13 protein-coding genes are annotated in these 12,006 nt (G+C 62.2%); 8 read left to right on the top strand and 5 right to left on the bottom strand.

The annotated features are described in order from the left end of the window. The first annotated feature begins 81 nt into the window (after positions 1-81). The 6 genes from LCM24_RS03405 to LCM24_RS03380 all read left to right on the top strand — a co-directional run bounded on the left by LCM24_RS03405 (position 82) and on the right by LCM24_RS03380 (position 6,368). Positions 82-1,584 carry a tryptophan halogenase family protein gene (locus LCM24_RS03405; RefSeq protein ID WP_224802755.1) on the top strand — a complete coding sequence of 501 codons (1,503 nt, stop codon included), beginning with the start codon at positions 82-84 and terminating at the stop codon, positions 1,582-1,584. Between the two features lie 41 nt (positions 1,585-1,625). Then, complete coding sequence (locus LCM24_RS03400) at positions 1,626-2,216, top strand: flavin reductase family protein (RefSeq protein ID WP_224802754.1); 591 nt, start codon at positions 1,626-1,628, stop codon at positions 2,214-2,216. 60 nt (positions 2,217-2,276) lie between these two features. Continuing rightward, positions 2,277-3,254 carry an NAD(P)H-dependent flavin oxidoreductase gene (locus LCM24_RS03395; protein ID WP_224802753.1) on the top strand — a complete coding sequence of 326 codons (978 nt, stop codon included), beginning with the start codon at positions 2,277-2,279 and terminating at the stop codon, positions 3,252-3,254. A gap of 11 nt (positions 3,255-3,265) precedes the next feature. Next, complete coding sequence (locus LCM24_RS03390; RefSeq protein ID WP_224802752.1) at positions 3,266-4,408, top strand: acyl-CoA dehydrogenase family protein; 1,143 nt, start codon at positions 3,266-3,268, stop codon at positions 4,406-4,408. 10 nt (positions 4,409-4,418) lie between these two features. Beyond that, positions 4,419-5,156, top strand: coding sequence for an SDR family NAD(P)-dependent oxidoreductase (locus LCM24_RS03385; RefSeq protein WP_224802751.1), 738 nt, complete (start codon positions 4,419-4,421; stop codon positions 5,154-5,156). A 186-nt stretch (positions 5,157-5,342) separates the two neighbouring features. Then, positions 5,343-6,368: an aldo/keto reductase gene (locus LCM24_RS03380; protein WP_224802750.1), complete on the top strand. Its 1,026-nt coding sequence runs from the start codon at positions 5,343-5,345 to the stop codon at positions 6,366-6,368. 93 nt (positions 6,369-6,461) lie between these two features. On the opposite strand, the gene LCM24_RS03375 is transcribed toward LCM24_RS03380, so the two are convergent. From LCM24_RS03375 to LCM24_RS03355, 5 genes are all read right to left on the bottom strand, one after another. Continuing rightward, the gene (locus tag LCM24_RS03375) at positions 6,462-7,025 is read right to left on the bottom strand and encodes a fasciclin domain-containing protein (protein WP_224802749.1); all 564 of its coding nucleotides are present in this window, start codon (positions 7,023-7,025) and stop codon (positions 6,462-6,464) included. A gap of 88 nt (positions 7,026-7,113) precedes the next feature. Next, positions 7,114-8,052 (bottom strand): cation diffusion facilitator family transporter, encoded by a 939-nt coding sequence (locus LCM24_RS03370; RefSeq protein WP_224802748.1) that lies wholly within the window; start codon positions 8,050-8,052, stop codon positions 7,114-7,116. A 96-nt stretch (positions 8,053-8,148) separates the two neighbouring features. Then, entirely contained in the window at positions 8,149-8,817 is a 669-nt protein-coding gene (gene mtgA, locus LCM24_RS03365) for a monofunctional biosynthetic peptidoglycan transglycosylase (RefSeq protein ID WP_224802747.1), read from the bottom strand. A 69-nt stretch (positions 8,818-8,886) separates the two neighbouring features. Then, positions 8,887-9,792 (bottom strand): RNA polymerase sigma factor RpoH, encoded by a 906-nt coding sequence (rpoH, locus tag LCM24_RS03360; protein ID WP_177201865.1) that lies wholly within the window; start codon positions 9,790-9,792, stop codon positions 8,887-8,889. Positions 9,793-9,914: 122 nt separating this feature from the next. Then, positions 9,915-10,859, bottom strand: a complete 945-nt coding sequence (locus tag LCM24_RS03355) for an RluA family pseudouridine synthase (protein ID WP_224803455.1) — start codon at positions 10,857-10,859, stop codon at positions 9,915-9,917. 17 nt (positions 10,860-10,876) lie between these two features. Between LCM24_RS03355 and LCM24_RS03350 the strand changes: the two genes are divergently transcribed. Both LCM24_RS03350 and LCM24_RS03345 read left to right on the top strand, forming a co-directional pair. Then, positions 10,877-11,272: a Mov34/MPN/PAD-1 family protein gene (locus LCM24_RS03350; RefSeq protein ID WP_224802746.1), complete on the top strand. Its 396-nt coding sequence runs from the start codon at positions 10,877-10,879 to the stop codon at positions 11,270-11,272. A 37-nt stretch (positions 11,273-11,309) separates the two neighbouring features. Beyond that, complete coding sequence (locus LCM24_RS03345) at positions 11,310-11,969, top strand: histidine phosphotransferase family protein (RefSeq protein ID WP_090480550.1); 660 nt, start codon at positions 11,310-11,312, stop codon at positions 11,967-11,969. Positions 11,970-12,006 lie beyond the last annotated feature (37 nt).

Below are 12,006 nucleotides of genomic sequence, written 5' to 3'. Positions count from 1 at the left end.
GCGTTCACAACATACAATATGAACGTTCACAACAATCGTGGCAGACTGGCAACAGCTGCCCTTTGCTGGCATGGGGTCTCAATGGCTATCGAACACATCGTTATCGTCGGTGGTGGCACCGCAGGCTGGATGGCTGCAGCCGCCCTTTCGCGCATCCGTGACGGACGAAACCTGAAGATCACGCTGATCGAATCCGAGCAGATCGGTACGGTCGGCGTGGGCGAGGCAACGATCCCACCGTTCGTGGAATTCAACCAGGCGCTGGAAATCGACGAGCGCGAGATGCTTTCGGCGACGCAGGGCACGTTCAAGCTGGGCATCCAGTTCAGCAATTGGGGCCAGGTCGGCGAAAGCTACATCCACCCCTTCGGCAATTACGGCTACGACCTTGGCGGCATCAATTTCCACCAGGTCTGGCACGCACTTCGCCAGCGCGGCGACAAAAGGCCCCTGCAGGCCTTCAATCTCGAAACGATGGCGGCCTATTTCGGGCGTTTCTCGCGCACGCAGGACTACAACCGCGACGACCTGCCGCCGATGAATTATGCCTATCACATCGACGCCACACGCTATGCCGGGTTCCTGCGCCAATATGCGGAGAAGCGCGGGGTGGTGCGCCAGGAAGGGCGCGTGGAAGATGTTTCGCTGCACGGCGAAAGCGGCTTTGTTAAGTCGGTTACCCTCCAGAGCGGCCAGACGATCGAGGGCGATTTTTTCGTCGACTGTTCGGGCTTTCGCGGCTTGTTGATCGAGCAGGCGCTCGAGACCGGCTACGAAGAATGGACGCATCTGCTGCCATGCGACCGCGCAGTGGCACTGCCGTGCAATCGCGACGACGGGTCTCCGCCTCCGCCATTCACCAAGGCGACGGCGCATTCGGCAGGCTGGCAGTGGCAGGTCCCGCTCCAGCACCGCAACGGTAACGGACACGTCTATTGCAGCGAGTTCATGTCCGATGACGAGGCGCACGACATCCTGGTCAAGAACCTCGCCGGCAAGCCGACGGCGGAACCCAACTTTCTGCGCTTCGTGACGGGGCGGCGGAAGAAGTTCTGGAACAAGAACGTCGTCTCCATCGGCCTTGCATCGGGCTTCATGGAGCCGCTGGAATCGACTTCGATCCATCTCATCAACACGGGCGTCAACAAGCTGATCGCGCTGCTTTCGCTCGACGGGGTCAATGAGGCGCAGATCAGCACCTACAACCGGATCACGCGCAAGGAATACGAGCGGATCCGCGACTTCCTCGTCCTGCACTACAACGCAACGCGCCGGAACGATTCGCCATTTTGGGACCATGTCCGCACCATGGAAGTGCCGGATACGCTCACCGAGAAGGTCGAGATATTCAAGGCGAATGGCCAGGTCCTTCGCGAAGAGGACGAGCTTTTCACCACCACCAGCTGGGCGGCAGTCATGATGGGGCAAGGCATCTCGATGGTCGGCAACAGCCCGATGGCCGACAATGTCGCAACGCAGATGGCGGGCGAGGTCGACGAGATGGAGAAATCCATCCGCTGGCTGGTCGAAAGAATGCCGGGTCACGGCCAATACATCCAGAAATACGGCCCCGCTCCGGCGTAATCCTTGCCCTTGGCCACGGCGCGGGTTAGCGCTCACCGGCAATGTTCGACCCGCAGGCTTTCCGCAGCGCTCTCGGCTCCTTCGTAACCGGCGTCACCATCGTGACGACGCGGGACGAGAGCGGGCGCCCCATCGGCCTGACGGCGAACAGCTTCAACTCGGTCAGCCTCGATCCGCCGATGGTGCTGTGGAGCCTGTCGCTGCATTCGGGGAGCCTGCCGGTCTTCCGCGAGGCGAAGAGCTGGGCCGTACACGTGCTCGCCGCAGACCAGCAGGCCATGTCGGATCGCTTCGCCCAGCCGGGACAGGACAAGTTCGACGGGCTGGAGGCGGCGGACGGGCCGGAAGGCGCGCCGCTGATCGAAGGGTACGCCGCGCGCTTCGGATGCCGGGCGCGGTTCGAATACGAGGGGGGCGACCATGCCATTTTCCTTGGCGAAGTGGTCGATTTCGAACGCCGCGATGCAGAGCCGCTGATCTATCATTCGGGCAATTACGGCCGCGTAATGCGCTCTCCCACCGGCGAAGACCTGGAGCATGAAGGCCTGGCCGAGAAAACTTCCGGCGGTCTTGCCCTTACGGAACGCGGGGCGGAACTGATGGAAGCGCTCCAGCGCCTGTCGAAGCGCTAGACTCGGCTCTCTCGCCCCGATACCGGTTGCGAAAAGCAACCAGCAGGAGAGGCAGCCATCATGAAAACGCGCATCACCGAAATGTTCGGCATCGAACATCCGATCATCCAGGGCGGCATGCATTATGTCGGCTTTGCGGAAATGGCGGCGGCGGTTTCCAATGCGGGCGGCCTCGGCATCATCACCGCGCTGACGCAGGGCACTCCGGAAAAGCTGGCGAACGAGATCGCGCGCTGCAAGGACATGACCGACAAGCCGATCGGCGTGAACCTGACCTTCCTGCCGACGGTCAATGCGCCCGACTATCCGGGCCTCGTGCGCACGATCATCGAAGGCGGCGTGAAGATCGTGGAAACGGCCGGCAACAACCCGGCGCAGGTCCTGCCCTTCTTCAAGGATGCGGGCGTCAAGGTGATCCACAAATGCACCAGCGTGCGCCACAGCCTCAAAGCCCAGTCGATCGGCTGCGATGCGGTCAGTGTCGACGGGTTCGAGTGCGGCGGCCACCCGGGCGAAGACGATATCCCGAACATGATCCTGCTCCCGCGCGCTGCGGACGAGCTGGAAATCCCCTTCGTCGCCAGCGGCGGCCAGGCCGATGCCCGCAGCCTCGTCGCCAGCCTCGCCATGGGCGCGGACGGCATCAACATGGGCACGCGCTTCATCGCCACCAAGGAAGCGCCGGTGCACGAAAACGTGAAGAAGGCCATCGTCGCGGCGAGCGAGCTCGACACCCGCCTCGTGATGCGTCCGCTGCGCAACACCGAGCGCGTGATGACCAACGACGCGGTCGAGGAACTGCTCGAAATCGAAAAGCAGAAAGGCGACGATCTCAAGTTCGAGGACATCATCGAACAGGTCGCGGGCGTCTATCCGCGGATCATGACCGAAGGCGACATGGATGCAGGCGCATGGTCGTGCGGCATGGTCGCGGGGCTCATCAACGACATCCCGACTTGTAAGGAACTGATCGACGGCATCATGGCCGATGCGGACAAGATCATCCGCCAGCGCCTTGCCGGTTTCCTCGAAGCGTAAGGGCCGCCGCCATGCTCGATACAGCCAGACGCTTCGCCTATAACGAAGACCACGAGGCCTTCCGCGATACGGTTCGCAGGGTCTTTGCCGAGCACATGACCCCCTTCCTCGACAAGCACGAGGAAGAGGGCATCGTGGGGCGTGAAGCATGGAAGGCGCTGGGCGAGGCAGGAATGCTGTGCCCCACCGTGGCCGAAGAGAACGGCGGCCTCGGCCTCGATTTCGGCTTCAACTGCGTGATCGCCGAGGAACTGAGCTACCTCGGCTCATCCGCGGGTTTCACCCTGCAGAACGACATTACCGTCAACTACTTCGAACGGCTCGGCACGGACGAGCAGAAGAAGAAGTACCTTCCCGGCATGGTGTCGGGCGACATCATCACTGCCATCGCCATGACCGAGCCGGGTGCGGGTTCCGACTTGCAGGGCGTGCGCACCACCGCGGTCCTCGACGGCGACGAATGGGTCATCAACGGGTCGAAAACCTACATTACCAACGGCCAGAATGCCGATGTCGTGATCGTGGTCGCGAAGACCGATCCTTCACAAGGCGCAAAGGGCACCTCGCTGATTCTGGTGGATGCCGGCACTCCCGGTTTCGAGCGCGGGCGCAATCTCGACAAGATCGGCCAGCACGCTGCAGATACCTCGGAACTGTTCTTCCAAGACTGCCGCGTGCCCAGGGACAATCTGCTCGGCGGGGAAGGGCGCGGCTTCATCCACCTGATGGAGGAACTGCCGCAGGAACGCCTCTCCATCGCGGTCGGCGCGCAGGCCGGTGCCCAGCGCGCCTTCGACGAAGCGGTCGCCTTCACCAAGGACCGCAAGGCGTTCGGCAGGACGGTGTTCGAATTCCAGAACACGAAGTTCGTGCTCGCCGATCTTGCTGCCAAGCTGCAGGTCGGCTGGGCCCATCTCGACTGGGCGATCCTGCGCCATCTCGAAGGCAAGCTGACCACGGACGAAGCCAGCGCGGCGAAGCTGTGGCACACGGACCTGCAATGGGAATGCTGCGACAAGGCCCTGCAACTGCATGGCGGTGCCGGTTACATGAACGAATATCCCATTGCCCGCCTGTGGCGCGATGCCCGCGTCCAGCGCATTTACGGCGGCACGAACGAAATCATGAAGGAAGTCGTGAGCCGCGCGATCTGAGGAGAATAGCATGACCGACCCGCTGGATTTTTCAGGCAAGAGCGTCCTCGTGATCGGGGGGACGAGCGGGATCGGCAACGGTATCGCTCACGGTTTTCGCGATCACGGCGCGGACGTCCACGTCACCGGCACGCGCGCGAAAGCGGAGGATTATGCCGAGGCCGACGGCAGCGTCATGGAAGGGCTGACCTTCCATTCGCTCGACGTCAGCGACCGCGATGCCGTCGATGCTTTCGAATGGCCCGAACGGCTGGACGTGGTGGTGCTGTGCCAGGGCATCGCCCGCTACAATCGCGAGGAATTCACCCGCGAAGGCTGGGACGCCGTGATGGCGGTCAATCTCGATTCCCTGCTCGACTGCGCCAATGCGGTGCGCATGAAGCTGGCCGATACGGGCGGCTCGCTGCTCATCGTCAGCTCCATCGGCGGTTATCGCGGACTGATCGGCAATCCGGCTTACGGAGCCAGCAAGGCGGCCGCGATCAGCATGGTCAAATCGCTGGGCGTGGCTTTCGCTGCGGAGGGTATCCGCGTGAACGGCATTGCTCCGGGCTATGTCCACACCAAGATCAACGACGCTTTCCTCGGCAACGAGAAGTTTCGCGACGCCACTATCAAGAGCACGCCGCGTGGCCGCCTGGGCCTGCCGCAGGACATGGCAGGGGTGGCCCTGTTCCTCTCCTCGCCGCTTGCCGATTACGTCGTCGGACAGACGATCAGCGTCGATGGCGGGTTGTCGCTGGCCTGACCGCAGCGACGCTTCGCCTTTCCTACTCTGGCGGCAAATGGCAGTCGTGATGGGTGGGTACGGACGAAAGAGCGCATCGAGGTGTCAACCGGATCTTGATTTGAAAATATGTTTTAAAACAAATGCTAAGGGCCGATTTGCGAAGGCGACACAGTGTCGCCTTCGTCACCCGGCGAGGATATGAACATGGAATACGTCAATCTCGGCCGTTCGGGCCTCAAGGTCTCCCGCCTGTGCCTTGGCTGCATGAGCTATGGCGACACCAGCAGGGGCTGGCACGGCGACTGGGTGCTGTCCGAAAGGGAGAGCCGTCCTTTCATCCGCGAGGCGGTGGAGGCGGGGATCAACTTCTTCGACACGGCCAACATGTATTCGATGGGAGCGTCCGAAGAGGTGGTCGGCAGGCTGCTGCCCGAATTCGCCAAGCGTGACGAGATCGTCGTGGCGACCAAGGCCTTCCTGCCCTGGCGACAGGCGCCGAACGCCGGTGGACTTTCACGCAAGAGCCTGATGCAGGCGATGGACGACAGCCTCGACCGGCTGGGCATGGAGTATGTCGATCTCTACCAGATCCATCGCTGGGACGAGACGACGCCGATCGAGGAAACGATGGAGGCGCTGCACGACATCGTGAAAGCGGGCAAGGCGCGCTACATAGGCGCATCCTCCATGGCGGCATGGCAGTTTGCCAAGGCGCAGGAGGTGGCGCGCGCGAACGGATGGACGCCGTTCATTTCCATGCAGAACCACGTGAACCTGCTCTATCGCGAAGAAGAGCGCGAGATGATCCCGCTGTGCCGGGACCAGGGCGTCGGGATCATTCCGTGGTCGCCGCTCGCACGCGGAAAGCTGGCAAGGGCGTGGGACGAAAGCACCGTGCGCAGCGAAACCGATGGTTTCGGCAAGATGCTCTACACGCAGAATGTCGATGCCGACCGCGCGATTGTAGATGCGGTCGGCAGGATTGCCGAGGCGCGCGGCGTGTCGCGGGCGACCGTGGCGCTCGCATGGCATTTCGCGGTCGAGGGGATCACCGCACCGATTATCGGGGCGACCAAGGATGGTCACATTGCGGCGGCAGTCGCAGCGATGTCGCTCGACCTAACGGAAGATGAGGTGGAAAGCCTCGAGGGTCCCTACACGCCGAAAACGCCCGTTGGCGTTGCCTCGACAGCTCCGCGAAACTGGTCACTGACGCTCAGGCGCAAGTAAAAGTCCCGCCCGGCGCTTTGCGGAACCGGGCGGGACAGTCGGCACTGGGCGCGAAGGGGATGCAACGCTCACGGCAGTGCCGGGAGCTTGGCGTTAACCGGGCAGGAAAACGCTGTCGGTGACGTGGATGACGCCGTTGGTGGTCTTCACGTCGGCCTGGATGACTTCGGCTTCACGGCCGGCGGCATCGGTGATGACGATTGCGCTGCCATCGAAGCTGGCAGTCAGCGTTTCGCCGGCCAGCGTCTCGAATTCATAGCTTCCGCCCGACTGGCGGATGGCCTGCGACAGGCGTGCTGCCGGGATGCGGCCAGCCACCACGTGATAGGTGAGGATGTTGGTCAGCGTATCGCGGTTCTCGGGAAGCAGCAGGCTTTCGACCGTGCCGTCCGGCAGTTCGCCGAACGCATCGTCGGTCGGTGCGAAGACCGTGTAGGGGCCAGGCGATGACAGCGTCTCGACGAGACCTGCGGTGTCGACGGCAGTGACCAGCGTTTCGTGGATGCCGGTGCTCATGGCGGCTTCTACGATGTTGGGCTGCGATTTCTTCGCGCCGTGGTTATGGGCGAGGGCCGGCGCGCCGGCGGCAAGGGCGAAACCGCCCATGGCCAGGACCGAAGCTGCAGCAGCGGCTTTGACTTTCTTAGTAATAGGCAAGGAAACTCTCCGAATTTTCTGCCCGTCCAGTGACACAAGCACTCGGCAGGACTGATGTTCCGGAGAAACGGCTGAATTCTGCGGTTTCCTAGGCGCAGAAATTCGATTTCTGTGACCGTGTTTTCTCGATCTGGATCGTGGTGTGGTGAATCCGGTGGTGATGTTCCAGTTCGTCCGCGACTTCGCAGAGGAAATCATCGCCGGGATGGCCGGCTGGCATTACGAGATGCGCCGTAAGCGCGGTCTCGGTGGTCGACATCGGCCAGATATGGAGATCGTGGACGGCCTCCACCCCGTCGAGCGAGGCGAGGTAAGTGCGCACGGACTTTTCCGAGATACCTTTCGGAACGGCCAGCAGACTCATTGCGACACTGTCCTTCAGCAAGCCCCAGGTTCCCCACGCGATGACGGCGACGATGACGAGGCTGACCGCCGGATCGATCCACAGTGCGCCGGTATAGATGATTGCGATACCGGCGAGGACGACGCCAAGGCTCACCAACGCATCGGCTGCCATGTGCAGGAACGCGCCGCGGATGTTGAGGTCATGCTCCCGCCCGCGCAGGAAGAGGAGGGCAGTACCGGTATTGATGGCGATGCCGATACCCGCGACGATGACCATGGTCATGCCCTGGACCGGCTGGGGATCGGAAATGCGGTGCGCCGTCTCGAACGCTATCGCGCCGATCGCGACCAGCAGCAGCGCGGCGTTGGCAAGGGCCGCCAGAATGGTTGAGCTCTTGTAGCCATAAGTAAACCGCTCGTTCGGCGGACGCTTGGCGGCAACGCTCGCACCCCAGGCCAGCAGCAGCGCCAGCACGTCGGAGAGGTTGTGCCCGGCATCCGCGATCAGCGCCATCGAGCCGGAGATCCATCCGTACACCGCCTCGACGATGACGAAGCCGGTGTTGAGGATGATGCCGATCAGGAATGCGCGGCCGAAATCCTTCGGCGCATGGGAGTGCCCGTGCCCCGAATGGTCGTGGTCATGCCCGCCTGCGTGATCATGGCTGTGGCCGATGCCCAAGTGCCGGTGCCTTCCTTGCGTCGCTTCCCGCCTTCAGACCATCACTGGCCCCGAAAGGCAAACAATACAGCGAGATATCCTGTCAGGAGAAAGAGTCTATTCGTAGATGCAGCTGTCGAGCCCGTCCCGCGCCACAACGCCGATGCGCGCCGAAATCGTATTCCCGTGCCTGCGCAGCCAGCCGCCGGGATTTGTCACGGAGCGTTCCTGCGGCAGCGGAAGGGCAGCGGCCATGCGTGCCGCCTCGAGAGGCGTGAGGCTCGCCGCCGACTTGCGGAAGTAGCGCTGAGCTCCCGCTTCGGCGCCGTAAGTGCCGATGCCCGTCTCCGCGACATTCAGGTAGACTTCCATGATCCGCCGCTTGTCCCAGATATTCTCGATCAGGACTGTGAACCAGGCTTCCAGCCCTTTGCGGAAATAGCCGCCGCCCTGCCACAGGAAGACGTTCTTCGCGGTCTGCTGGCTGATCGTCGATCCGCCGCGGATCCGACCACCCTTGGCGTTCTGCTCGATGGCATTCTCGATAGCCTCGCGGTCGAAGCCGTCATGCGTACAGAACTTGCCGTCCTCCGCCGCGATAACGGCGCGTACAAGGTTCCGGTCGATGTTCGACAGCGGCTCCCAATCCTTGGTGATCCCGTCGCCGTTCATCACCATGGTCGCCGTCACCGGAACGGGCACGAACTTGAACGTCAGCACCAGCAGCAGGCTGAGGGCCACGAAGCCGAGCAGGAGCTTGAACAGGAAACGGACGAGAAAACGCATGGATTGCCCTTGGATAAAAAAACGGCGCGAGGAAAGCCCCGCGCCGTTTCGATGTCGTATGGTCGCGCTTTAAGCGGCGCCCGGCAAAAGCCTTTCGCCGGCAATGGCCTTCATCGCCTTCTGCAGCTTTTCGAAAGCGCGTACCTCGATCTGGCGGATGCGTTCGCGGCTGACCGAGTAGACCTGGCTCAGCTCCTCGAGCGTCTGCGGATTGTCCGTCAAACGCCGTTCGGTGAGGATGTGCTTTTCACGGTCGTTCAGGCTGTCCATCGCTTCCACGAGCATTTCGTGGCGGACTTCCTTTTCTTCCGCGTCGGCCACCGTCTCGTCCTGCAGCGGACGATCGTCGGTGAGCCAGTCGAGCCATTCGCCCGAGCCTTCTTCGCCATTGCGCATGGAGACGTTGAGCGAACCATCGCCGCCCATCATCATCCGGCGGTTCATGTTGATCACTTCCTGCTCGGGCACGCCGAGATCGGTCGCGATCTTGTTCACATCGTCGGGATGAAGGTCCGTATCCTCGTACGCGTCGAGGTTCTTCTTCATGCGGCGCAGGTTGAAGAACAGCTTCTTCTGCGCAGCGGTAGTACCCATTTTCACGAGCGACCAGCTGCGCAGGATGTATTCCTGGATGCTCGCCTTGATCCACCACATCGCATAGGTCGCAAGCCGGAAGCCGCGGTCGGCTTCGAACTTCTTCACGCCCTGCATGAGGCCGACGTTACCTTCGGAAATGAGATCAGAAACCGGCAGACCATAGCCGCGGTAACCCATCGCGATTTTCGAGACGAGTCGCAGGTGCGACGTCACGAGCTGCGCCGCAGCATCGGGATCGTCGTGTTCCTCGTAGCGCTTCGCGAGCATGTATTCCTGCTCTTGCGTCAGCACCGGGAACTTCTTGATTTCGGAAAGATAGCGGTTGAGGCTCTGCTCCCCGCCGAGCGCCGGAACGCTCAAAGATTTGGTGTTACTCACTTATTCCTGACCTTTCTAGCGTCGACCTCGTTTGCCGGACCCCTGATGGGCATCCGGTCTATCGGGCCACTGGGTTACTTATACCGCAATCCGCGGAAAAATGCATCTGTCTTTCGTCGATTTCAACGTGCGGTTTCGTCGATAAGTTCCCGCATATCGGCGGGCATTTCGGCGCGGAAATCCAAGGTTTCACCGCTGATAGGATGGCTGAATCCCAAACGTGCCGCATGGAGGGCCTGGCGTTCGAAATGCAGCTCGTCGAGCAAGGCTCGCAGGGGCTTAGGAGTGCGGCCGTAGACAGGGTCTCCTAATAGCCCATGACCGATTGATGCACAGTGAACGCGGACCTGGTGCGTGCGCCCTGTTTCGAGCCGACATTCGATCAATGCGCAGTGGGTGAGCAGGCGCAGCGTCTCGTAATGGGTAACCGCGTGTTTCCCGCGCGAAGAGGTGTCGGGCAGCACCGCCATCTTCTTGCGGTCACGGTCGGAGCGGCCAATCCTGCCCGATATGGTGCCCGAAGGCGGATTGGGGTGTCCTGCGCATATCGCGAGGTAACGGCGGGTAATCGAGTGATCGGCGAATTGCGCGGCGAGCCCTTCGTGGGCGGCATCCGATTTGGCCACGACCAGCAACCCGCTCGTATCCTTGTCGATCCGGTGGACGATACCGGGCCGCTCGACCCCATTGATTCCCGACAGCTTGCCCCTGCAATGATGGAGCAGCGCGTTGACCAGCGTTCCGTCCTGGTTTCCTGCAGCGGGGTGGACCACCATCCCGGCCGGTTTGTCGACGACGAGCAGGTCGTCATCCTCGTAAACGATCACCAGCGGAATATCCTGCGCGGGCGTGTCGAGCGGCGTCGGAGCGGGCAGGGCAATGCGCCAGTTCTCCTCGCCCTGCACCTTGGCGGAGGCCGATTTCGCGACGGTCTTGCCGATCGTCACCGCGCCTTCGGCGATAAGCGCCTTGATCCTTTCGCGCGACAGGCCGGACGCTTCGGCCAGCGCCTTGTCCAGCCTTCCGGGCGAAGTCAGCACTCCAGTGAGGATTTCCGGCGAAGACATGCTATCGGCCATGGGCGATGACGCTCGAACTCTCAAGCCGCCTTGTCGAGGCCATGCTATCCGAAGCTGCCGGGGCGCACCCGCGCGAGTGTTGCGGCCTGATCTTGGGCGAGGGCGAAACCATCGTCGAAATTCGCCCCGCGGCGAACGTCCATCCGAACCCCGAGAAGCACTTCGAGATCGACCCGCAACAGCTTGTCGACGCACATCGCGATGCCCGGAGCGGCGGCTCGCAAGTGCTGGGTTACTACCACTCCCACCCCAACGGCCGCGAAGGGCCTTCGCCCGAAGATGCGGCCATGGCTGCAGGCGACGGGGCGGTCTGGGGGATAATCGCGCTGGATCGAGTCACCTTCTGGCGGGCAGGGGATGGCGGCTTCACAGCGCTTCCCTATGTGGTTCGCGAACGCTAGAAGAGCGCAACCGATTTCCACTCCCGACGGGGCTTTAATGACCGACAGCAATCCCACCGATCTTGCGGCAATGCTTTGCTCGCGCCTTTGCCATGACATGTTGAGCCCGGTGGGGGCCCTGAGCAACGGGCTCGAATTGCTGGCGATGGAAACCGATCCGGAAATGCGCAAGAGCGTGATGGAACTGCTCGAACAGAGCGCGACGATTTCCACCAACAAGCTCAAGTTCTTTCGCCTCGCGTTCGGTGCAGCAGGCGGCTTCGGCGATCGCGTCGACGTGGCGGAACCGCGCTCGCTGATCGAGGCGCTGGCGGGCGATAACGACAAGATCCAGATCAATTGGGCGATCGAGACCGCCAATCTTTCCAAGCCTTCCGTGAAGGTCCTGCTCAATTTCGCCCAGATCGCAATCGATGCGCTGGTGCGGGGCGGCACGCTCGATGTGGGCGCGGAAGTACGCGATGGCAATTGCGAGATCGTGGTTCGCGCAACCGGGCCCAAGATCGCTTTTGACGAAACCATCGGGAAGGCAATCGAAGGCAGCCTGCCTTCTTCCGAACTGTCGAGCCGCACTGCCGCAGCGCACATGATCGCTCTGCTGGCCGAGGAATCGGGTGGCGGTCTGCAATATGCGCGCACCGACGAAGCCTTGGTGCTTGGTGCGGTCCTGCCCGAGCCGGAAGGGCTGATCGGTTGAGCGGCGAGGGCGGCTCGACCGGAGACGAACTCGTCCA

The organism is Qipengyuania aquimaris, from assembly GCF_020171965.1.
GTDB lineage: Bacteria > Pseudomonadota > Alphaproteobacteria > Sphingomonadales > Sphingomonadaceae > Qipengyuania > Qipengyuania aquimaris_A.
Note: the sequence above shows the minus strand (reverse complement) of the source record. Positions and strands in the feature narration are given on the sequence as shown.